Genomic DNA, 23,405 nt, shown 5'->3' on the forward strand with positions numbered 1-23,405 from the left:
TCTCGTTCGAGAAGTAGATCTAACGGCCTCATTGGACAGTGTTCGTGTACTTGTTTGAGCTACCAGACAAAATTCTCTCCTTCACCAATACGACAACGTTCTTCGCCGAGAAGAGCTATAAGTTGCTCAGTGTGACAAGTTCCTATAAAAACTTGAATGTCCGCAGACTCGGCCTCATCTCGAAGTGCTTGGAGCATCGTGTCAAAATCATCATCATTGACCTCCTCTGCTCCAGGAGAATCTACTATAAGAAACCCTGGATGCAACCCAATTCCCTCTGCACGGGCTAATTTGATTAGTGCGATTGCCGTCGCAAGTTTGAGTCTGAGTTTTTCTCCTCTCTCAAGCTTACTGTAGGTTCCCTTGGCGCCACCTTTCTCGACTGTCATCCCCGCATTCCCACTAAGTTGAATTTGAGTAAGACTCGGAATTCCAAAATCTCGCGCAAGAGCTACTATTGATGAATTCAGTTTTTGAAAACGTACATTCTGTTCCTCCCGAACCCATTTGGTAACGACTTCTTCTGCTGTACTAAGCACAACTAAATGATCCTTAAGCCGGTCAATTTCTGCAGTGTCAGGACCGGCTTGTCCTTCTTTCGGTTTGAGGGCCTCGACTGCACCTTCTGCCCTGGCAAGTGTCAATAGTGCTTGATTACGTTCATCGAGTTTTCTGACATACCTAAGATTGGCCTCTATTATGGTGGAGTATCTTTCGCGCTGGACGGTCACTTTTTTAAGTTCTTCCGTTGATCCCTCTAGTCGTTGTTTATTAGTCTGCAAAACCTCTCGCAGAGCTGCCAATTCCTCGACCTCATAATCGGTATTATCATTGCCAATTTCGTCATCGTTCAGCGTTGACAAATCATGTCCATCAATTTTATTTGCTTCTGCGTTCGATAGGTCATCGAGTTCCAGACTTGAGGAGCAGATTGAGCACGAATCTCCGTGGGCCTCTGCCTCTAAACGATCATCGGGCACAGGAATTGAACACCGAGGGCAAACTGTTGGGCGAAGATTTTGAAAGAATCTTCGGGCAACAGCATCTTCCAATTGTTGATGGCGGCGGGTTTCTTCTTCCTTAAGGTTAGCTTCTGCTAATCGAAATGCAGACTTTGCGTCAAATTGCACTTGAGTTAAGCGCATGGCTTCAGCATCCAACCGCGCGATCTCCGATCGCGCCTCGTTAAGGTCTTCGAAACTCTCTTCCGATATCTCGAATGCTTCAAATTCTTGGCGTGCCTTCTCCATATTAGTCAAGGCAGTGGTGTAGGCATCACTCAAAGCGCGACTGTGTTCTTTCGCTGCTCTCTCGAGCTCGGCAAGTCGGTGCTTTGCAATGTTCTTCGCAGTTGAAGCTTCAGCCCGAACAGAAGCCCATTCCGTACCAACAAAGATGGATAATAGGCGACTAGGGAGACCAGCAAAAGGTACATCTCCGAGCAAATATTCAAGCCCGTCACCCCTAATAACCAACGCTCCGGCATATGTCGGCCAAACGTGTTCTACTCTGAGGCCTTCTGTTTGTGAAGCAATTTTGGGGAGACCCAATGCATGTAGCATTGTTGCTCCCATAAGTTCTTCGAACTGCTCGTTAGATTCGAAGGAACCCAGATGATTCTCAACGATACCTTTTCGGCGTATAAGCTGTCCGACAGGTTGATTTTTATTCGTATGACAGACGTCGAACTCAATTCGATAAGTGTCTGAGTCAATCAAGAAGTCGAACTCAACATGATCAATCCAACTCAGGACATCCGGCTGAAGATCACAGCGACCTCGCAAACACCACATCAGAATCCTTAAAACGGTTGATTTCCCCCTCAAATTGCGGTCGCTTCCGACTCCATTAAGTCCAGACTTTAAAGCCCATTCAAACTGATAAGGGACTTCCTCTACATAATCAGGAACCTGCTTGACTCCCGATGAGTCCACACCAGTTAGGGTCTTTGAACCATAAAATGAAAGACGTGTTGCTTGAAGTTGCGATGGCGTAGGCACTCTGACTGCTGTTGTAACCTGGTTTTCGCGGAGTATCCGATCCACCGTCCAACTGTCGATTTCAGATGCCAACACATTGCGATCAGAGCCACGGCGTGATTGGCTCATTCTGTCAATTATGGCTTGACTAAAAATGCTCATGATGCCTCCATGCCTACGCCGGTGTCTAATGAAGAATTGGTGAAATCTTCCAATCGCTTCCGTACTTGTTCAGTAATGCTGCCGATGTCATTACCCCATACGGTCCGCGCATAAGATTCCTGCTGGTACTGGCGTTCTTTTAATCTTGAGCCACTGTCCTCTCTAGCGACTAATGAAACAAGTTTTGCTTGTTTTGGATACCAATCTAGTGGCTTAATATCGTCAAGGAGCTTAGCCTTTTCAGCTCCAAATTGCGTGAGAAAGAACTGATTCTGCAATCGTCTCCCTGGAGTTCCTCGTCGAGTAATCTGCGCAAATCCGTACGTCTGGAGTAGCGCAAACGCATCATCCACGGCTTCGTATGCGCCGAAAAACCACTTATGCATTGGGAAGTGGCGTAGATTTGGCTCTTGGTCGTTTAGGAGTGATTCAGCTGTCTGCAAAAACGAGCTGTCCAACTCTTTCTGCTCAACTGCGGTCACTATTTCATCAGCTAGGTAATCAGGATTTCTCATCCAGAAGTCCAATGCTTGCAACTTCTTCTCCGCTCGAATCACTGAGACTGAGTTTTTCGGGTCATTGCCTCCGGTGGCCTCTCCACAGTTGCTCAATAGTGAGAGTAAACGGATGGCGTGCTGAGTGCGACTTGATGAAATTCTCATGGCTTACCACTACTGCTGCCTACAAAATTGATTGGAAACAATCCAAGCGAATACCAAATGCGATTGCGAAGCACGGAGAAACTGGGAGCGCGATGGCCCCCAATATCCCTCAATGCTGTAGATGGCGTCAATACTCAATCCATCTGACTCCGCCAAATTCAGATTTTTCAGTCGCCCGTTTAGGTGTGAACTGCGCAGGTGCCCTTGTTCCACCGCTCTACTTGAAGTTTGCTGTCGCTCCATACGGTAATACTACAAGTACTCTCATACACTTTCAGCGTTTCCACTACAAGGCACCAACACCCCTCCTATCCAAATACACTGCGCCCGCCACCGTTTGTTTTTAAAGGTGGCGGGCGCAGTGTATTTGCCAAAAGACTAAGCTTCCATCTGATTACTCTTTAACTTCCTCAGAAAAGGCTTCAGCGTTTGTCTCAGAAAGCTCTACGATGTCATCCAAATCCAAAGAGTCTACAGTTTCTTCAGCCTCAAAATCCTCATCCGAGGCATCCAAGTTATCCGAGTCATCCCATGGTGCAACCGGAGCATCGTCCAAAGACTCAGAAGCTTCTGCCAGAACTGCTTCTGGGTTGGCAGCGCGCTCGCGGAGTGATTCCACCTTGGATGCCATCGCGTCTAGGGTGGCGTTGATGTAGGCGCTGGATTTGTCTCCGGAGTATTGGGAGGCAATTTCTACAGCTTCAACGATTGCGGTGGTGACAGGAACATCAGTGTTGCAAATGAGTTCCCAGGATGCAACACGCAAAATTGCGCGGTCCACGGATGGGAGGCGTTCAAGAGTCCAGGTGTCCGCGATGTGCTCTGAAAGGAACACATCGAGGGTGTCGAGCTCGACTGCAACACCATTGATGATGGCTTCGGTGTATTCGGATACCGGTGCAACAATGGGGTTGACATCGCGCGCCAACTTGTGGCGGTCTTCAATGATGGCCACTGGATCAACATCGCGGGATTCCGCTTCAAAAAGGATATCTACGGCACGCATGCGCGCCTTGTAGCGGGATCCGTGTCGCTTGTAATCTTGTCGACGCTCGCTCACGTTCGGTTCTCTTTGTTCCTATTCAATCAGGGTGTGTAAATATTCTGGCTGATTCTTAAAAGCTTTTAAGAATCTTAGTTGTTGACGCGGGACAGGTAGGAACCGTCGCGGGTGTCTACCTTGAGGATGTTTCCGGTCTCGATGAACAGTGGGACCTGGATCTCGGTGCCGGTCTCAAGGGTGGCTGGCTTGGTGCCACCGGTGGAGCGGTCGCCCTGCAGACCTGGATCGGTGTGCTCGACGCGAAGGTCGACAGAAACTGGAAGCTCGCCGAAGAGGGCTTCACCTTCGTGGAAGGAGACCTGAACGCGCATGTTCTCAAGCAAGAAACGGCCAGCGTCACCGAATGCGTCTAGTGGCAGTTCATACTGCTCGTAGGTCTTGTCATCCATGACGATGTAAGAGGTGCCATCGTTGTACAAGTAGGTAACGTCGCGGCGGTCGACAGTTGCGGTTTCAACCTTGACGCCTGCGTTCCAAGTCTTGTCAACAGTCTTGCCGGTCACGACGTCCTTGAGCTTGGTGCGCACGAAAGCTGGGCCCTTGCCTGGCTTGACGTGCTGGAACTCGATGATCTGCTGCAGCTTGCCTTCGTTCTTGAGAACTAGACCGTTCTTGAAATCAGCGGTAGTTGCCACGGATGTGATCTCCCTCGTGGATTACGTGGTTGGGGGTCTGCGCAAGGTGCTTTAAAAAGCGCAGACCGATTAGCTCACCTAGATTACACCACGATGAGGTCCTTACTCACCTTGGTGATGATTTCCGGTGCTCCGGAGGTGATAATGAGCGTGTCTTCGATGCGGACTCCGCCTTTTCCAGGTACATAAATTCCTGGCTCAATGGTCAGCGTGGAGCCTGTTTCCAGTACGCCTTGTGAGGTCTTAGACGCACTTGGCGCTTCGTGTACTTCCAGCCCGATGCCATGTCCGGTGGAGTGCACAAAGTACTCGCCGTATCCCGCGTCTTCAATGATTTTGCGGCATGCAGCATCAATATCAATCAGGTTTGCTCCGGCGTAGGCAGCTTCCACTCCGGCAAGTTGAGCGCGCAAGACGATATCGTAAATTTCTGATTCAAACTCCCCTGCTGCCCCCATAACAAGTGTGCGGGTCATATCGGAGTTAAATCCGCGTGCGTGCGCACCGAAATCAATGGTTACCAAATCACCGTGTTGGATGATGCGATCGCCAGCTCCGTGGTGGGGTTTCGCGGAGTTTGGGCCTGATGCCACGATCGTGTCAAAGCTTGGGCGTTCTGCACCCAGCATGCGCATGCGGTATTCCAGATCTGCTGCTACTTGCCGCTCTGAGCGGCCTTCAGCAAGTTCACCGGCTGCGAGGAGATCTTCAAAAGCTTGGGAGGCCCGCGCTGCGACCTCACGCAAGCGATCTAATTCGAAGTTGTCTTTGGTCAGGCGAATGGATTCCACAACGCCTGATACTGGAATAAGGTCGACATCTTCTGGGGTGGCTTCCTTCAAGCTTTCTAGGAGCTCCAAGGTTGTTTGGGCTGATTCAATTGCTACTCGACGCGGCCCTTCAACGCGGCTTAACAGCGCCGTTGCCGAGGCCCGTTCGATCACTGCCTCAATGTCAGGGACTTCTTCTGCGATCTGGGTGGTGTATCGGCCATCAGTGCAAATTTGTGCGGAGAGATCCTTATTCACGATCAACGCACCATTTGATCCGGTAAATCCGCTGAGATAGCGAACATGGATGGGGCTTGTCACCAAGATGGAATCAATTCGTTGAGCAGCCAACTTTGCAGCAAGCGCGCGACGACGTGTGGCGAATCGGGTATCAGCCAAAGCCATGTTCTCTCCTTAAAAATTTCACTAAACGTGGGTAACTTCTAGTCCAAACTAGTAGATTCCCTGTTGTTTAGTGGCTAATTGCTTCATATGCCTTTTGAAGATCCTCTTTTAAGGGCCCCTCAATGCGGGTAACTTCACCAACAGACGTCAGCGCGACGAAGCGAATATTGCCGTCGCGATTTTTCTTATCGCGAGTCATACCCTCGTAAAGTTCATCGAAGGCGCCACCTTCGTAGGAGGTGGGCAAACCTATACCCGCCAGGATTGAGCGGTGGCGCTCTAGGAGGGGCGCGTCGATAAGCCCGAGGTTGTGGGAGAGGTTAGCGATAAACATCATGCCGACGGCAACCGCGTTGCCGTGACGCCAGCGGAAGTTTTCGCGGAGTTCAACGGCGTGGGCGAAGGTGTGTCCGTAGTTGAGGATTTCGCGCAGGCTGGATTCTTTGAGGTCTTGGCCCACAACGGAGCCCTTGACCGTGACGGAGCGCCAGATCAGCTCTGGAAGGTGTGAGCCTTCGACCTCTTTTTTGAGGCAGGCTTGGGGGTCGGATTCATAAAGAGCCAAAATTTCAGGATCGGCAATGAAACCAGTCTTGATGATTTCTGCGGAGCCCGCGATGATCTCGGCATCAGGCAGCGATACTAAGCGATCAGTATCAATGAATACCGCATCTGGCTCGTGGAAAGCGCCCACGAGGTTTTTTCCAGCGGCAGTATTAATGCCCGTCTTGCCACCCACCGCTGCATCAACCATCGCCAGCAAGGTAGTTGGCACCTGAATCACGCGCACGCCACGCATCCATGCAGCGGCAACGAATCCTGCAAGGTCGGTGGCCGCACCGCCACCTAAACCAATGATGATGTCCCGTCGACCAAATGCAGCACTGCCTAGTTGATCCCAGCACGCACCTGCTACTTCTAAAGTTTTCCCGCTTTCTGCGTCTGGAACATTAAGGTGCAGCACGCTAAGCCCTGCGTTAACGAGCCCAGATTCTAAATCTTTAGCGATCTCATCCATACTGGGCTGATGCAAAATAGCAACTTGTTCAGCACCTGATTGAGCAGCCCGTTCGATTATGAGTTCGTTCAAATTGGACCCAATGTGAACGTCGTATGGTGATGATCCATTGACGTGAACGGTGTTGAAAATCTGTGCAGTGCTCATGGAGGCGGCGCCTTTCTTTGATGAAAAACTCTAGGACAATTTATCAAGAAACCGGGCCTCCCAAAGCGCTGTTGCGGGATGCCCGGTTCAATTAGTTAATTTCGAGGTGATGTAAAACTGCAGCCACAACTTGCTGAGGGCTGCGGTTGTTCGTGCGAAGTCGGTAGGTTGCTACTTCTTCATATAGTGGCGTTCGCACTTTCACCAGGTTTCGGTAGTGTTCGGCAGGATCAGCTGCCTGCAAGACCGGACGGGAACGCTCATTAGCGGTTCGCCTGATGCCTTCTTCGACAGGCACATCAATCCACACCACATCATGGCGTTTGAGTAATTCACGGGTGGATTCCGTTAACACAGCGCCACCACCGAGGCTGACTACTCCGGATGATTTCAACGCTTCTGCCACATGAATGGCTTCCAGCTCGCGGAAAGCAGGCTCGCCGAGCTCGGTAAATACTGCGCCACAGGCTTTACCAGTTGCGCGCTCGATTAATTCATCAGAGTCAACGAGGTCAGTATTTAAGGCTCGCGCTAATCGACGCCCAATGGTGGATTTACCAGCTCCTGGCAAACCGACAAGAACAACGATGGGACATGGGCATTCAGAGCTGTCATCTGATTGATGTTCCAAGTGAATCTGATCATTCACTTCACTATGCTCCATCCTCTAACCCTTCGAATTTCATGCGCTCCTCAAGATTTTTGAGGTAGTTATCAACGTTAGCCTTTGTTTCCGCGAGGGAGTCTCCACCGAATTTCTGCAACACTGCACGTGCAAGAACAAGTGCGACCATTGCTTCTGCAACAACACCAGCGGCTGGAACAGCACAGACATCGGAACGTTGGTGGATGCCGGTTGCTGCTTTACCGTTGGCCATGTCGATGGTTTTCAGCGCACGTGGCACGGTAGAAATCGGTTTCATTGCAGCGCGAACGCGAAGAGTTTCACCGTTGGTCATGCCACCTTCAAGGCCACCTGCACGGTTGGTGCTGCGGTGCACGCCGTTTTCATCAAGGAAGATCTCATCGTGAGCTTCAGAGCCACGGCGGCGGGCTTCTTCGAAACCGTCTCCGATTTCAACACCCTTGATGGCTTGAATACCCATCAATGCTCCTGCGATTTGAGCGTCCAGGCGGTCATCGCCAGAAATATGGGAGCCCAAACCAATAGGTAGGCCTTCGACGATAACCTCGACGATTCCGCCTAGAGTATCTCCGGCCTTTTTCGCAGCCTCGATCTCTGTGATCATGGATTCTTCAGCTTCTTTGCCAAAGGCACGCACGGGAGACTCATCAATTGTCTGGATATCAGCAAACGTTGGTTCAGCACCTGTGTATGGCTCAGATGCACCAATTGAGATGACGTGGGAAAGAACTTCCACGCCTAAGGTTTCACGCAGGAAGGAACGCGCGACGGTTGCCGCTGCCACACGAGCTGCAGTTTCACGAGCTGAAGAACGCTCCAGCACGTTGCGGGCATCATCAAAACCGTATTTGAGCATGCCTGCGTAATCAGCGTGACCTGGGCGCGGACGGGTGAGCTTTGCACCACGTCCAGAAGACATTGCCGCAACATTGTCTGGATCATCCATGTCCAGCGCGTCAGAGGACATGATGGTGGTCCATTTATCCCACTCAGTATTGCCGATCATGATGGAAATCGGGCTGCCCAACGTCAGGCCGTGGCGAATACCGGTAAGAAAAGTCAGTGCGTCTTGTTCAAACTTCATGCGGGCACCGCGACCATACCCAAGGCGACGTCGCGCCAACTGATACGAGACCTCATCTTTAGACACGGGCACGCCTGCTGGCATGTGTTCAACCGTGGCGATTAGGGCCTGGCCGTGGGATTCACCTGCTGTAGTCCATCGAAGCATGCATAGCATTATCGCATGAAAGCCCTAAGAAGAAGTATCCAGCCCCACCCCAAGGGCGTTTTAAAATTGCTTTTCGACGTCAAAAAGCGACAAAACTGCAGGCACTCGCGATAACCATACTTGGTCCATGGGGAATAATTTTCGCATATTTCACCCCTTTTACCGTGGCCAAAATTCCACACAGTAAGACAGAAATTAGCGATGATCCCACAATTGCCACCAAAAGAGCGTCAAATCCCACGCTTGCCACAGCTGTTCCCAAACCCAGCGCAAATTTGATATCTCCCCCACCGATCCCACCAAGCATTACGGCAGTTAGTAGATAGACCCCAGCCCACATCACTCCGCCCATGATCCACGATGGACTAACAAACAATGCCCACAGATTGATTAACGCAGCACCTGGAAGAGTTAACGCATCCGGCAGACGCCGTATTTTAAGATCAATCGCACTTAGCACCACACACCACGTTGCAACTACAAAAATCCCCATACTGTAGTTGGACTGGGTTTAGGGCAATTTGGTTCCATCCTTTAATGGCGGTGGGTGCCCCCGAGATGATGAAGCAAAGTGTGGGTGGTGGCGTCGACAAGCTTATATCTGGTCACCCGCCCCTCCTTGAAGGACTCGACCACCTTGTTGTCCGCCAGCAGTTGTAGCGCGGCCGATGCCGTAGGCAGCGTGACGCCGACGCTTTCTGCAAGCTCTGAGACGGTGGCCTCGCCGGGGCCGTGATAATGCAGGGCAAGAAGGAGGCGAAGGCGGGTGCGATCGCCTAAAAGTTTAAATTTTGGTGCCCAGTCATCGGCGAGTTGTAAGAGGTGAGATTGGTGCTCCATTAGTAATCTCTTTCGCTAATAGTCAAACAATCATTTGAGTGTTAGTGTTTTCTCATGCTTCAAACTGCCCGCACTAAGCGTGATACTCACACGAAGGTCCAAGACCTTGGACTCAATGCTAGTCGCCGGGCCGCTATCTATTGGACACTGGCTCTTACCGCAGTATTACTACTGTCCATGTTTTTTGGAGTGTTCATTGGAGCATCAAACACGTCCATTTATGACACCTGGAGCGTGCTCAGCCACCATATTTTTGGCACTCATTTGGCCGATGCCGACACCTTAGACGCAATCATTTGGGACATCCGCACACCACGCGTGATGCTGGCCGCTGCCGTTGGTGCCGGCCTTGCTCTTGCCGGAGCCATCATGCAGGTCCTCGTGCGCAACATGCTGGCCGATCCCTATATTTTGGGTGTAAATTCTGGCGCGAGCTGTGGCGCTGCCGCTGCCTTGCTGTTTGGCGTTGGTGCGGGGTTCGGTGACTACGCCCTTCAAACAAGCGCATTCATCGGTGCCATGGCAGCGTCTGGATTAATTTTCTTTATCGCCCGCGCCGCTGGGAAAATCTCTTCCACCAGGCTGCTGATGTCTGGAGTTGCCATCGGATACATGCTCTCAGCTGCAACAAGCTTTCTCATCTTCTCCTCGGATTCCGCCGAAGGCAGCAGGTCTGTGATGTTTTGGTTGCTGGGATCCTTGGGACTTGCTGCGTGGAATGGTCCGATGGCGATCATCTTCATCATCACCGGTCTAGCTTTGAGTGCACTGATGCTTCTAGGACCACACCTTGACGCACTTAACTCCGGTGATGAAACCGCGCTCACACTAGGTGTTTCCCCCGAACGTCTCCGCATTCTCCTGCTTGTCATCACCTGTCTGCTTGTCGGATCAATGGTGGCTATGGCTGGCAGCATCGGATTTATCGGCCTGGTTATCCCCCACCTAGCCAGGCGTTTTGTTGGTGGAAAACACCGCCTCATGTTGCCTATCACTGCCTTGATGGGTGCAATCTTGTTGATCTGGGCAGATATTGCAGCACGCACCCTTCTTGCACCCCAAGAAATCCCCATCGGCATCATCACCGCACTCATTGGTGCGCCATTTTTATTAATTCTCGTTCGGCGAATGCACTCTTTGTAGAAAGGCAAAATGCGAAAACTAGCCCTTCCCCTAGTCTTGAGTTTGGCACTGGGTTTAACCGCGTGTGGCACAGAAACTAACGCTGAAAGTCAAGGCATAACCGTTGAAAATTGCGGCGATTCCGTTACTTTTAACCACACACCCGAGCACATTGCGCTGATGAAAAGTGCTGCTGTCCCCACGCTAAATGCACTGGGAGTTCTAGACCGCGTGGTGGCCAAAGCAGGTGCGTTCCCAGATGATTATTATGATACAGATCTGGCTGAAAAAGTCGCGGAGATCCCCACGTTATCCAACAAAATGGACGCCAGCGGACATGTGCTGATCTCCAAAGAAGTCGTCGTTGCAGCAAACCCCGACATCGTCTTAGGTGAAACAGACACCATCAATAGAGCGTCAATGGCCTCATCCAACATTCCGGTGATTGAGGAACCCGCGTTCTGTGGCAGCATCGACGGTGATGTGAGCTTTGATGATGTCTGGTCACAGATCTCCACCTACGGCACCATTTTTGATAAAGAATCGGAAGCAGATGCGTATATTTCCACACTCCAAAAGCGCGTGACAGAGCTTTCTTCCCGCGTACACGACGACGGTAAAACTGTAGCAATCCTCTACCCCACAATCGGAGGCGGAGTCACCTACGCATACGGCAGCGGCTCAATGGCCAATCCGCTGGTAGAAAAGGCCGGACTCCACAACGTCTTCGGAGATCAATCCGAACGCGTCTTTGAGATCACCGCCGAAGAACTCATCTCTAGAAATCCCGACTACATCCTGGTCCTCCACAGCGACGGCAATCCCGAAGATTACGTGACAGAACTATCCAACCTGCAAGGAGCCAACGCACTGACAGCACTACAAGAAAACAAGGTCCTTCCCTTGCTTCTCAACTTTGCAGAACCTCCAACCCCACTAGCTGTTGATGGTCTAGAAAAACTCATCAACTTTGTGGACGCCCATCAATGATCCACGCCTCAAACCTCCGGCATAGTTTTGGCAACACCGTAGTCATCGATGGAGTAAGCCTGCATGTTCCAGCACACGGAGTAGTCAGTTTGGTCGGTCCCAATGGCAGCGGTAAAACTACTTTACTGAGAACCCTTTACGGGGCACTTCAACCAGATCAAGGCGATGTTCACCTCAATGATGTGGCTCTTGGCAGCCTGCCCCGTAAAGAAATAGCCAAAACCATGGCTGTAGTCATCCAAGAACACGACTCCGATCTCCCCATGACCGTAGCCGACCTGGTTCTACTAGGTCGACTGCCCTACCAAAAGCTCTTTGCAGGACAATCAGAATCTGACCAACAGCGTGTGCAGGAAGCACTCACTCATGTTGGCGCACTACATCTTGCTACCCGAAAATTCGGAGCACTTTCAGGCGGCGAACGCCAACGAGTCCTAATCGCACGTGCACTCGTACAAGATGCCACCCACATTCTGCTTGACGAACCCACCAACCACCTCGACATCCGCTATCAACACGAAGTGCTCCACCTAATCCGGGAATTAAGTTCAAGTTCCGTAGTAGTCCTACACGATCTCAACCTTGCCGCAGCCTACAGCGATCACATCATTTTGCTCAACGAAGGTCGGATTATTACACAAGGCACCCCCTCAGAAGTATTGACTCCAGAAAGTCTAGAACCTGTCTATGGCGTCCGGGTTGAACGATTTGATCTAGACGGCGAAGTTCACTTGCGGTTCAAACGCCACTGAGTGTCGTGCTGGGGTGCCTTAAAAACTTAAGTTCGAGATCACGGTGCCGATTTCACGAGCTCAATTTCTTGTGCTCAATTTCTCAAATTCGATACCGTGAGGTTTTTGGCCATTTCCCTAATGGTCTCGAACTTAAGAAATTGAGCGCGAGGTATCGAATATGCGATCTCGAACTTAAGATGGCGGGATTTCAACACTAACATTCACAAATGCGTTTAGTCCCCCATAGCGGATCAGTCTCTGCGAGCCTTTTAAAGCACTGGAATTTAAGAATGAGTATTTGTATCACTCGGGGTTTAAAAGGCCTTGAGAGGCGGTTCTGACGGGTCACTTTTTTCGCACGCTGATTTAGATTTTGCAACCAACTTCATGTAGAGACCAAGACTTCCTGTAGAAAATCTGATCTTGGTCAAATATGACGTGATCCAGACCTGGAAACTTGCTCTGGCGACCAAGAATCTTATGAGTGCATATGGATTTGGTCGATTATGAGAGTAGATGGAGGGACGACAGTGGAATCCAGCTGGCGTTACCTTCATAAGTGCTAAAAGGCGACTTCACATCGTGCGACTTCAGTGTGCAAAGGCTGGATTGCCTAGCGAAGTCGCCCTTTAGCCCTTCAGCCCGTTAGACCGCTTCGGAGATTCCCAAAGATTCCTCTAGTGCCTGGCGCATGGCATCGCGGGGTGCTTCCATTCCAGTGAACTGTTCAAATTGTCCGTAGGACTGGTAGGCCAGCATCACGTGACCTCCGACAGCTTTAAGTCCTGCTGCTCGTGCGGCTTCTACCAAGGGGGTGGGCCAAGGATCGTAGATGACATCCAAGACTGGAGCGATGGCAAGGGAGGCTTCTAATCCTGCGATTCCTGCTGAGGGGACAGTGGAGACCACGACGTCGGCGTCGGTGGGTGTGCTGTCTAAGGGGGCGTAGGACAAGAGGGTGGGGGTTTCGTCGAAAAGCGATTGCAGTTCGCTGGTGCGGTCTGAACGGTTAAGGACCGTGATGTGGGAAACGCCTGCCTCGATTAGCGCCCAAATTGCGGGGCGCGCTGTGCCGCCGGAGCCGATGACTACTGCGTGTTTGCCAGAAAGTGAAGTACCGTTGAGGAGTTCGCCGAGCGCTCCCCTGATGCCATCTACGTCAGTGTTGTCTGCGCGCCAGCCGTGTGTGGTGCGCAGCAACGTGTTGGCCGAACCAATCGCGCGGGCGCGTGGGGTTACCTCGTCCGCGAAGTTAAGGGCTGCGAATTTGGACGGCATCGTGACGGAAAATCCGTGGAAGTTCTCATCAGCACCGGAGACGAGGCCGGGAAGCATGTCGCCTGTGCACTCAAATCGTTCGTATTCCCAATGATCTAGTCCCAGGGCTTTATAGCCTGCGTTGTGGAGGACTGGTGATTTGGAATGCTCGATGGGTGAGCCCAATACGGCTGCCCGGTGAGTGATGTGAGAACCCAATTTTCTTCAATAATCCTTATCGGTTGCTATCTAGAACGCCACTGTTTAATGCCTGCTCAATGTCAGCTTCGTGCTCTTCAAAAGTGTCGTTGAATACCGTGGTGCCATCAGTATCAATGGTGACAAAGTAAAGCCAGTTGCCTTCCGCGGGGTTTTCCATGGCTTGTAAAGCTTCGGTGGATACCGCAGCGATAGGTGTTTGTGGCAGTCCATCCATGGCGTAGGTGTTCCATGGAGTGACGGTTTGGCGGTCTTCATCGGTGGTGGCCACTTCTTGTTCCGACAGTCCATAGTTGACGGTGGAATCGAACTGCAGCTGCATTGGTTCTGCCAATCGGTTCAAGATCACGCGAGCTACCTTGTCAAAATCACCCGCTGGGGCTTCGCGTTCAATCAAGGAGGCTGCTGTCAGCAACTCATATGGGGTCAGGCCAATGGCGTCCGCGCGGCCGGTGATATCAGTTTCGGCGAAGTGGTTTGCAGAACGAGTAATCAGATCTTCAAGAATTCCTTCAGCATCCTTGTTTGGGTCCACGACATAACGCCCAGGCATGATCAAACCTTCAAGGCGCTTTGGATCATTTCCACGTGCTTCTACTGCTTGGATTGCCCATTCGGGGACACCTAGCTGAGCGGGGGAAACAGTAGCTGCAACCTGTTGGAGTTCTTCTACCGTGATGCAGTTTGATGAACCTTCAGTGCACGTTACTGCTGCAATCTGTGAATAGATGCCGAGTCGGGTATTTCCACCAACAACCGTGACATCCATCAATGTGGCGCCGCCGTGGATATCAAGAAGATCAACTTGGTTTTCTGGATCCAACAACGCTGCCACCGCTGCTGCGGCATTCATTTGTTCTTGCAACCTATAAAAACCTGGCTGCACGCTACCCGCATTGGGATTGTTACTCGCCGCAGTTTGGAAAGCAGAGTTCGTGGCCACAATGTCACGTTCTTCTAGCTCTGGGCCAAGCTCTGAAATGGACGATCCTTCTGGGATTTCCACCAGTTGAACCACACCGTTTCCGGATCCTTCATAGTCATGTGGGGTCCGGTTTGAGGTTGCTACACCGATATAGATGATGGCGCCGATAATCAAAATTAAAGAAGCAACGGTGACGGCGATAAACCGTTGGCGTCGTTTCACGTAGACGGGCTCCATCCGGCGGTTTCGGATTTGATTCATCCTGGGAAATTTCCCTTCTCGTCGAAATCTGTGGTGTCAGTAGATTTAGGTTCAAGTGCTCGGGTGCGAGCATCCAGCCAGGTTTGGAGGATTTCTACGGCAGCAGCTTGATCGATAACTTTGCGTCCAGCTTTTTCGCTGACACCTGATGCCCGCAGAGCCTGGGTGGCCACCACGGTGGTCAGGCGTTCGTCGCCAAGCCGTACCGGAATGTTTTTGCCAGCGTTGTTGAGGCGTCGCCGGACACGAAATGCAATTTCCTTTGCGTGTTTTACACTTGCGGAACCATTGCCTTGGAGGTCTGTGGGTAAACCGACAATGACTTCCACGGCATTGTATTTATCAACTAATTCCACCAACCGGTCGATATCGGAAAGATCTGGGCCTTTAAACCCAGTTTCTCGAGGTACGGTTTCAACAGGCATTGCCAGGCGTGCGTCCCGGTCTGAGGCTGCAACGCCGATGCGCACGGTACCAACGTCTAAGCCAAGGCGCCGGCCTGGGCCTGGATCATCGTGTCCGGGTGTATCGGCAGAAACCTTCATATAAAACGCACGAGCCTTTCATAAAAATCTGTGAGACCACTGGGGAAATTTGGTTGAAAAATTATGTGTTTCAAAGCACAAAGACAAATTTAGCTTTTAAGCATAGTCGTTGTTGGGAGGACACGGGTGGTGTGGGCTGCAAAAGTACAATCTGGTCTGCCGCCGAAAACAACGCCGAAACTCCAGTTAAATTTTTAATGCCGGGGTTCTCTGCGTGAGAACCCCGGCATTAAATAATCACGAGGACTAGCCAGTGGGCTTAAAGTGCCTCGATCTCCGAACGAACAGCGCCGAATCCGGATTCAAGACCGTCAATGTTGGCACCGGATCCTTGAGCAAGATCAGGCTTTCCGCCACCACGACCATCAATGTAGGATCCAACAAGCTTAACCAAGTTGCCTGAATGTGCACCGCGTGCCACTGCTGACTTGGTTGCTGCCACGACAAATGGAACCTTGCCTGCGTTGTCAGAAGCCAGCACGATGACACCTTCACGATCACCCAGCTTGTCCTTCAGAGTGGTTGCCATGGTGCGTAGATCACCTGCGTTGGTGCCATCCTTAACACGCAGCAGCAAGGTGGTGACACCACCAATCTCTTGAGCATTGTTCAAAAGATCAGCGGTTTGTGCCATGAGCTGCTGGCGGTGCAGAGCTTCGATTTCCTTCTCGGCAGCCTTGAGCTTGTCCACCAGCTGGGCAACGCGCTCTGGAAGTTCCTCAGATGGAGCCTTCAGGGAGCTTGCCAAACCTTCGGCCAGTGCACGTTCCTTGGACAGGTAATTAAACGAGTTCAAACCGGAGTATGCCTCGATGCGGCGCACGCCAGAACCGATGGATGATTCACCCAACAGCGCCACTGGGCCGATCTGTGAGGAGTGCGCGACGTGCGTACCACCACAAAGCTCCATGGAGAATGGTCCACCGATTTCCACAACGCGCACGGTGCTGCCGTAGTTTTCACCGAATAGAGCCATCGCACCCATTGCTTTGGCCTCTTCAAGTGAGGTTTCTACGGTGTTCACAGCCCAGTCGGTGTCCACGGCCTCGTTGGTAATCGCTTGGATTTGCTCAATTTGAGCAGGTGTTAGCTGCTCGGTGTAGTTGAAGTCAAAGCGCAGGTAGCCTGGCTTATTCATGGAACCTGCCTGCACTGCAGTTGGTCCCAAAACCTGCCGCAAAGCGGCATGAATCAGGTGGGTTGCGGTGTGTGCCTGGCGTGCAGCATGGCGCCATTGCTTATCGACGCTTGCCACCACTTCATCACCAACCGCAAGTCCACCGTTTGCAACGAGTGCCTTGTGTACCCACAGTTTCTTGCCGATCTTTTGCACGTCATGAACATCGAGCACGGTATCGCCCAGCAGGATCTGACCGCGATCACCTAGCTGTCCACCGGATTCTGCATACAAAGGAGACTGATCAAGGATAACCTCAACCTCTTGGCCTTCTGTGGCTTCAGAAATCTTGGCACCATCAGCGAGCAGACCCAGAACCTTGGACTGAGAATCAAGTTCCTCGAAACCAGTGAAGACAGTTGGGTTGTTGTCTACCCATTCGCGGTAGATGCTCAAGTCGGTGTGGCCGTGTTTCTTAGCCTGGCTGTCTGCCTTTGCGCGGGAGCGCTGTTCTGCCATGAGAGCATCAAAGCCTTCAACATCAACTTCAAGACCTGCTTCTGCAGCCATCTCGAGGGTGAGGTCAATGGGGAAACCGTAGGTGTCATGCAGTGCGAAAGCCTGAGCACCTGCAACCTTTGTGGAACCTGCAGCCTTGATGGACGATGCAGCCTCTTCAAACAGGTGAGTTCCAGAGACCAGGGTCTTCAAGAAAGCGCGCTCTTCAGTAACAGCGACACGCATGATGCGCTCACGGTTGTTAGCGATTTCTGGGTAGGACGGGGTCATGGTGTCCATGATGGTGTTCATGAACTGCTCCATGGTCTCCCCTGTTGCACCCAGCAGCCGTGCGGAGCGAATAATGCGGCGAAGCAGACGACGCAGGATGTATCCACGTCCCTCATTGCCTGGGGTGACACCATCGAGGATGAGCATCATGCCGGTGCGGGAGTGATCAGCAATCACGCGGAAACGAATATCAGCAGTCTGGTCGGAGCCGTACTTGGTTCCGGTGAGGTTTTCTGCCACATCAATAACAGGGCGCAGCAAGTCAGTTTCGTAGACGTTTTCTACGTCCTGAAGGATGCAGGCAACGCGCTCGACACCCATTCCGGTATCGATGTTTTTCTTTGGTAGATCACCAAGGATTTCAAAGTTGTCCTTGCCAATGCCTTGACCGCGTTCTTTTTCCATGAAGACCAGGTTCCAGATCTCCATGTAGCGGTTATCGTCAGCGACTGGGCCGCCTTCCTTGCCGTACTTCTCACCGCGGTCGTAGTAGATTTCTGAGCAAGGTCCACAAGGTCCTGGGACACCCATGGACCAGTAGTTATCTGCCATGCCCAGACGTTGGATGCGCTCAGCTGGCACACCGATCTTCTTCTCCCAGATTTCTGCAGCCTCATCGTCATCGAGGTACACCGTGACCCACAGGCGTTCTGGATCAAGGCCGTAACCGCCTTCTTCAACCGATCCGGTCAAAAGGCCCCAGGCGTGCTTGATAGCGCCTTCTTTGAAGTACTGGCCGAAGGAGAAGTTTCCAGCCATCTGGAAGAAGGTGTTGTGGCGGGTGGTAATGCCCACTTCTTCGATATCAAGCGTACGCACACACTTCTGGATAGAAGTCGCGGTGCCGTTTTCAAAAGGTGGGGTTTGTTGACCCAAGAAATATGGTTTGAAAGGAACCATGCCTGCGTTAACAAACAACAGGTTAGGGTCGTCGAGAATCAGTGACGCGCTAGGTACCGCCTGGTGGCCGGCATTGACGAAGTGATTGGTAAAACGCTCCCTGATCTCATGGGTCTGCACAGCGGTATCCTGCCTTAGAACTTCTCGAAAATGTTTTAGCGCATGCAAAAACACGCGCCTAAAAAATGGACTGTTGGTAACTTTACCCGTGTCTAGTAGGTGTTGAGCAACCCGGGTTACTTGGTTCCGCGGATTATGCGGCGAAGTCTTCCAATATACTCGGCAATTCGTTTTTCACCACCGTGCGTTGTGGGTTGATAATACACTCGATCACGCAGGTTCTCCGGCAAATAATCTTGGCGGACTACTCCCCTGGGATCATCGTGTGGGTAGGAATATCCCACCGCATTGCCCAGCTTTTTGGCACCTTCATAATGGCCATCGCGCAAGTGTGCCGGCACAGTTCCAATGTGGCCCTGTTTAACATCGCTTAACGCTGCATCCATCGCAGTAATCACGGCGTTTGATTTAGGAGCAAGTGCCAAATGGATCGTTGCTTGGGCCAGATTAATCCGAGCTTCCGGCATGCCAATGAGCTGAACAGCTTGAGCTGCGGCGATTGCCACTTGCATTGCTGTTGGATCTGCCATGCCGATATCTTCGCTGGAATGCACAACTAGTCGGCGGGCAATAAACCGCGGATCTTCACCTGCATCAATCATGCGTGCTAGGTAATGCAACGCTGCATCTACGTCAGATCCTCGAATGGATTTAATCCACGCGCTGACCACGTCATAGTGCTGATCGCCGTCGCGGTCATAGCGCACAACTGCGCGGTTGACATTGGACATCACTGTCTCAATATCTAAAGTCCCGCCATCGTCTACAGCTTCTGCAGCTGCTTCAATATAAGTCAACCCGCGGCGGGCATCACCACCTGCAAGAAGTACTAACTGGTCGATCGCTTCATCAGTGGCGGTGATGCGTCCTGCTAATCCGCGCTCATCTTCCAGTGCTTTTGTAAGCACAGCTTTAATATCGTCATCGCTTAATGATTCCAACTGCAACAACAATGAACGCGACAACAGCGGAGAAACCACCGAAAAGGAAGGATTTTCCGTGGTTGCAGCAACAAGCAACACCGTTCGGTTTTCTACCGCCGACAGCAAAGCGTCTTGTTGGGTTTTAGAAAACCTATGGACCTCATCAATAAACAGCACGGTACGCTGCCCTAATTGCAGATCCATCCGGGCCCGATCAATAACGGCGCGGACTTCTTTGACCCCTGAGGACAACGCAGACATCGCCACAAAACGATCACCTGCTGCAGCAGAGATCAACGAGGCAATTGTTGTTTTACCCGTACCGGGAGGCCCATACAAAATGACAGACGCATCTCCAGAGCCTTCAATAAGCCTCCGAAGTGGACGCCCCTCCCCTAACAAATGCTCCTGGCCAACAACCTCATCAAGTGTTCTTGGGCGCATCCGGGCAGCCAAAGGCGCATGGCTGCCCGGATGGAAGTATTGGGTTGCGGCTTTGGAATTGCTCACAGTGTTGGAGCCCTCTGCTGATCCCTGAGTTTCGGGTGTTTCAAAAAGTGAATCCTGGGCCATGGTGGACAGGTTAGTCGCTTCTTAACTAATCGGTTTTGATAAACAATCGCACCACATCATCGGCAAACCGAGCAACCTCTGGGAACCTGGAATCCAGACCGCGCGCAGCAAATCGCTGCAGCGCCCCAAAAGTTTCGTGGAGATCTTGCTGAACTAGCTCATCATCTTCAGCTGAGCGCGGAAGCAATAGTTCATTAAGGTCTGCTGTATCAATTTCGGTGTTACCATCCTCAGAAACATGTAGGAGATTTAGCATGCCGCTGATAGAACCTAGCTTCATGAAGGCAACGCTCGATAGTGCCCAGCCAATAAGTGCAGTTACGATACGCGCTTGGAGGCGTTCCTCATTGTTTACATTAGGCCAGATTCCACGGACTTCTTGGACCCAGGAATCAATGAGTTCATCAGCTTCATCATCAGAAATAGGTCGGCTGAACACAAATTGCGGGAATCCAGCAATTACGCATGCAACATCGAAGGTGGCGTCCCTGAAACCGGCTACTTCATAATCAAGGAAGTGGGTGCGATCCGCGACAATGATGTTGTCTGGCGACAAATCGAACGGTGTAAATGCGCGGTGGCGTCCAGAAGTTAAACGGCGCCTGGCTACGCGCGCAAACTCCTCGACTACCTCTGGAACAGTGACGCCGGCGTCGATAAGTATCTTTTTGCCCACCTCGATGGCCGCAGGTAGCAGCCTGTCTCGGTTTTTCTGCATTTCGGCGGTGGCTGGGTATTTTGCCAGCATGCGGTTGAGCAGGATGTTGAAGTCTTCTTCACGGTCTGCCGTTGCGGCATGCAGGCTACCTAGGGACTGGCCGAGGTTGCGCAAGATTTGCATGCGCTGATCGCCGGTGCGCTGGTCAAGCAGCTCTGCAAACGTGTCGCCGTTACCGGAATCTGAAATAACAATGATGCGTTTGTCGATGTCATAGGCCAAAATAACTGGACCAGGGCGCACATCTTCAGATAAAGACGTGGTGAATTGATAGGAAACGATCTCGCGCACCAGCGCGGAATCATCAAAAACATCACCGGTACTTGGCACATACTTCAGCACAACGGAACGCTGTTGGAGGAATGGAGAATTGGCTACCCTGGCCCGCAGCACTGCTGAGGTGCCGGACCCATTGAGCTGCTCCACATCAGAAAGTGTTTGAACACCGCCGTAACGCTTTGTCAGCAAATCTTCTGCGATCGCAACAATTTCTTCGTGGCTCAGCATGGGCATTCTCCTTAATACATCCGCCATCAAGCTTGAAATCAAATTAAGAATCAAGCACAGAACAGGTCCCCTATTTTCACCTGTTCTAAAACTTCCGATTAACAATCAATGAATTTTGATCGCTTCGGCAAGCTCACTGTCCTCATCCTATGGTACAGAGCACCATTGAATGTGGGGGTGAGTTGGGTTACTTCACCCCCGTTTTCCTCTAACTACTTCTCAGTTGGCTGCTCTGCCTGTGCCTCAGCTTTTGGCTTTGGCTTAGCATCGATGCCTGCTTCCTTACGCTGCTGTGGAGTAATAGCTGCAGGAGCGTCTGTCAGTGGGTCAATTCCGCCACCGGACTTAGGGAAAGCGATGACGTCACGGATGGAGTCAAAGCCGCCCAGGAGGGAGACGATGCGGTCCCAGCCGAATGCGATTCCGCCGTGTGGAGGTGCGCCGAATGCGAAAGCATCAAGCAGGAAGCCGAACTTTTCGCGTGCTTCTTCACCTGTAATACCCATGACTTCGAATACGCGTTCCTGAACGTCACGCTGGTGGATACGGATGGACCCGCCACCGATTTCGTTACCGTTGCACACGATGTCGTATGCGTATGCAAGTGCGTCACCTGGGTTGGTGTCAAAGTTGTCTAAGAACTCTGGCTTAGGTGAGGTAAACGCGTGGTGGACTGCGGTCCACTTGGAGTTACCCAGTGCAACATCGCCAGATGCGGTGGCATCTGCTGCAGGCTCAAACATTGGAGCGTCAACGATCCAGGTGAATGCCCAGTCGCCTTCCTTAATCAGGTCAAGCTTCTTTGCGATCTCGCCACGAGCTGCACCAAGTAGTGCACGGGAAGACTTGGTCTCACCAGCTGCGAAGAAGATGCAGTCGCCTGGCTTCGCGCCAACGTGTGCTGCGATTCCTGCGCGCTCAGCATCGGTGATGTTCTTAGCTACAGGTCCGGATAATTCACCGTCTTCACCAACGAGGATGTATGCAAGACCCTTAGCGCCGCGCTGCTTAGCCCATTCCTGCCATGCATCAAGCTGACGGCGAGGCTGGGAAGCACCACCGGCCATGACTACGGCACCAACGTATTCGTTCTTGAACACGCGGAAAGTGGTGTCCTGGAAGAACTCGGTGCACTCGGTGATTTCAATGTCGAAGCGCAGGTCTGGCTTATCAGAACCAAAACGACGCATGGCATCGGCGTAAGTCATGCGTGGGATTGGAGTCTTGATCTCGTATCCGATCAGCTTCCATACCTCAGAGATGATCTCTTCGCCCAGTGCGATGACATCATCCTGGTCCACGAACGACATCTCGACGTCGAGCTGGGTGAACTCTGGCTGGCGGTCTGCGCGGAAATCCTCATCGCGGTAGCAACGAGCGATCTGGTAGTAGCGCTCCATACCTGCAACCTGCAGCAGCTGCTTGAACAGCTGTGGAGACTGTGGCAATGCATAGAAGGTGCCTGGGCGCAGACGAGCTGGGACCAGGAAGTCGCGTGCACCTTCTGGGGTAGAGCGAGTCAAGGTTGGGGTCTCGATCTCAGTGAAATCGTGACGATCCAGCACAGTGCGCGCAGCCTTGTTGGCAGCAGAACGCAGACGCAGAGCATTCGCCTGAACGGGGCGACGCAGATCCAGGTAGCGGTACTTCAGGCGGGTCTCCTCGCCTACTTCACCAGCCGAGGATGCATCCTCAATCTGGAAAGGCAGTGGAGCTGACTCGTTGAGTACCTCAAATTCGGTGACACTGATTTCAATGTCGCCGGAAGCAAGGTTAGGGTTCTGAGAGCCTTCAGGGCGCTCTTCGACGACGCCGGTGACGCGAAGGACGAACTCGCTGCGCAGTGCGTGTGCACGCTCAGCAACGTCCTCATTGCGGAAAACAACCTGGGCAATGCCGGAACGGTCGCGAAGATCGATGAAGATCACGCCACCGTGGTCACGGCGACGGTTGACCCAGCCGGTCAGAGTAACTGACTGGCCTGCGTTTTCTTTACGAAGCTCGCCTGAGAGATGAGTGCGCAGCACGTTGGTGGAAGTCCTTCCGCTTGGTTTTGATCAGTCGATGGTTTCTGGAGCTTTAATCATTTTTCTCAACCACCCGAAAAGGGCGGGCATGCAGCCCAGAAACAGGCAACACACGCATTG

20 protein-coding genes are annotated in these 23,405 nt (G+C 52.0%); 3 read left to right on the forward strand and 17 right to left on the reverse strand.

The window, feature by feature from the left end:
- Window positions 1–59 precede the first annotated feature (59 nt).
- The 10 genes from N24_RS08650 to N24_RS08695 form a co-directional block, all read right to left on the reverse strand.
- Window positions 60–2,141 carry a hypothetical protein gene (locus N24_RS08650; RefSeq protein ID WP_096456105.1) on the reverse strand — a complete coding sequence of 694 codons (2,082 nt, stop codon included), beginning with the start codon at window positions 2,139–2,141 and terminating at the stop codon, window positions 60–62.
- A complete protein-coding gene (locus N24_RS08655) occupies window positions 2,138–2,803 on the reverse strand; it encodes a hypothetical protein (RefSeq protein ID WP_167382074.1) in 666 nt (221 codons plus the stop codon). Before N24_RS08655 ends, N24_RS08650 begins: the two co-directional genes overlap by 4 nt.
- A gap of 394 nt (window positions 2,804–3,197) precedes the next feature.
- A complete protein-coding gene (gene nusB, locus N24_RS08660) occupies window positions 3,198–3,863 on the reverse strand; it encodes a transcription antitermination factor NusB (RefSeq protein WP_096456109.1) in 666 nt (221 codons plus the stop codon).
- Between the two features lie 74 nt (window positions 3,864–3,937).
- Window positions 3,938–4,501, reverse strand: a complete 564-nt coding sequence (gene efp, locus N24_RS08665; protein WP_096456111.1) for an elongation factor P — start codon at window positions 4,499–4,501, stop codon at window positions 3,938–3,940.
- An 83-nt stretch (window positions 4,502–4,584) separates the two neighbouring features.
- Window positions 4,585–5,676 carry an aminopeptidase P family protein gene (locus N24_RS08670; RefSeq protein WP_096456113.1) on the reverse strand — a complete coding sequence of 364 codons (1,092 nt, stop codon included), beginning with the start codon at window positions 5,674–5,676 and terminating at the stop codon, window positions 4,585–4,587.
- A 67-nt stretch (window positions 5,677–5,743) separates the two neighbouring features.
- Window positions 5,744–6,841 carry a 3-dehydroquinate synthase gene (aroB, locus tag N24_RS08675; protein ID WP_096456115.1) on the reverse strand — a complete coding sequence of 366 codons (1,098 nt, stop codon included), beginning with the start codon at window positions 6,839–6,841 and terminating at the stop codon, window positions 5,744–5,746.
- A 91-nt stretch (window positions 6,842–6,932) separates the two neighbouring features.
- The gene (locus tag N24_RS08680; RefSeq protein WP_096456117.1) at window positions 6,933–7,505 is read right to left on the reverse strand and encodes a shikimate kinase; all 573 of its coding nucleotides are present in this window, start codon (window positions 7,503–7,505) and stop codon (window positions 6,933–6,935) included.
- A complete protein-coding gene (aroC, locus tag N24_RS08685) occupies window positions 7,495–8,718 on the reverse strand; it encodes a chorismate synthase (RefSeq protein WP_197702387.1) in 1,224 nt (407 codons plus the stop codon). The genes N24_RS08680 and aroC overlap by 11 nt, the downstream gene beginning before the upstream one ends.
- 79 nt (window positions 8,719–8,797) lie before the next feature.
- Complete coding sequence (locus N24_RS08690; protein WP_096456121.1) at window positions 8,798–9,211, reverse strand: prepilin peptidase; 414 nt, start codon at window positions 9,209–9,211, stop codon at window positions 8,798–8,800.
- Between the two features lie 41 nt (window positions 9,212–9,252).
- Window positions 9,253–9,558 carry an ArsR/SmtB family transcription factor gene (locus N24_RS08695; protein ID WP_096456123.1) on the reverse strand — a complete coding sequence of 102 codons (306 nt, stop codon included), beginning with the start codon at window positions 9,556–9,558 and terminating at the stop codon, window positions 9,253–9,255.
- 54 nt (window positions 9,559–9,612) lie between these two features.
- On the opposite strand from N24_RS08695, the gene N24_RS08700 reads away from it, so the two are divergent.
- From N24_RS08700 to N24_RS08710, 3 genes are read left to right on the forward strand one after another with little or no spacing between them, the layout of a single operon-like run.
- Window positions 9,613–10,701 (forward strand): FecCD family ABC transporter permease, encoded by a 1,089-nt coding sequence (locus N24_RS08700; RefSeq protein WP_096456125.1) that lies wholly within the window; start codon window positions 9,613–9,615, stop codon window positions 10,699–10,701.
- Window positions 10,702–10,710: 9 nt separating this feature from the next.
- The gene (locus N24_RS08705) at window positions 10,711–11,670 is read left to right on the forward strand and encodes an ABC transporter substrate-binding protein (RefSeq protein WP_096456127.1); all 960 of its coding nucleotides are present in this window, start codon (window positions 10,711–10,713) and stop codon (window positions 11,668–11,670) included.
- Window positions 11,667–12,422: an ABC transporter ATP-binding protein gene (locus tag N24_RS08710; protein WP_096456129.1), complete on the forward strand. Its 756-nt coding sequence runs from the start codon at window positions 11,667–11,669 to the stop codon at window positions 12,420–12,422. Before N24_RS08705 ends, N24_RS08710 begins: the two co-directional genes overlap by 4 nt.
- Before the next feature lie 627 nt (window positions 12,423–13,049).
- On the opposite strand, the gene N24_RS08715 is transcribed toward N24_RS08710, so the two are convergent.
- The 7 genes from N24_RS08715 to aspS all read right to left on the reverse strand — a co-directional run bounded on the left by N24_RS08715 (window position 13,050) and on the right by aspS (window position 23,285).
- Window positions 13,050–13,880 (reverse strand): shikimate dehydrogenase, encoded by an 831-nt coding sequence (locus tag N24_RS08715; protein WP_096456132.1) that lies wholly within the window; start codon window positions 13,878–13,880, stop codon window positions 13,050–13,052.
- A gap of 16 nt (window positions 13,881–13,896) precedes the next feature.
- On the reverse strand, window positions 13,897–15,066 hold the full coding sequence (gene mltG, locus N24_RS08720) for an endolytic transglycosylase MltG (RefSeq protein WP_096456134.1): 1,170 nt from the start codon (window positions 15,064–15,066) through the stop codon (window positions 13,897–13,899).
- The gene (ruvX, locus tag N24_RS08725; protein WP_096456136.1) at window positions 15,063–15,611 is read right to left on the reverse strand and encodes a Holliday junction resolvase RuvX; all 549 of its coding nucleotides are present in this window, start codon (window positions 15,609–15,611) and stop codon (window positions 15,063–15,065) included. The genes mltG and ruvX overlap by 4 nt, the downstream gene beginning before the upstream one ends.
- 259 nt (window positions 15,612–15,870) lie before the next feature.
- Window positions 15,871–18,537, reverse strand: a complete 2,667-nt coding sequence (gene alaS, locus N24_RS08730; protein ID WP_096456138.1) for an alanine--tRNA ligase — start codon at window positions 18,535–18,537, stop codon at window positions 15,871–15,873.
- Between the two features lie 116 nt (window positions 18,538–18,653).
- The gene (locus N24_RS08735; protein ID WP_096456140.1) at window positions 18,654–20,033 is read right to left on the reverse strand and encodes a replication-associated recombination protein A; all 1,380 of its coding nucleotides are present in this window, start codon (window positions 20,031–20,033) and stop codon (window positions 18,654–18,656) included.
- Between the two features lie 25 nt (window positions 20,034–20,058).
- Complete coding sequence (locus tag N24_RS08740) at window positions 20,059–21,258, reverse strand: phosphotransferase family protein (protein ID WP_096456142.1); 1,200 nt, start codon at window positions 21,256–21,258, stop codon at window positions 20,059–20,061.
- Between the two features lie 212 nt (window positions 21,259–21,470).
- Complete coding sequence (gene aspS, locus N24_RS08745; protein ID WP_096456144.1) at window positions 21,471–23,285, reverse strand: aspartate--tRNA ligase; 1,815 nt, start codon at window positions 23,283–23,285, stop codon at window positions 21,471–21,473.
- Window positions 23,286–23,405 lie beyond the last annotated feature (120 nt).

The organism is Corynebacterium suranareeae, from assembly GCF_002355155.1.
Lineage (GTDB): Bacteria > Actinomycetota > Actinomycetes > Mycobacteriales > Mycobacteriaceae > Corynebacterium > Corynebacterium suranareeae.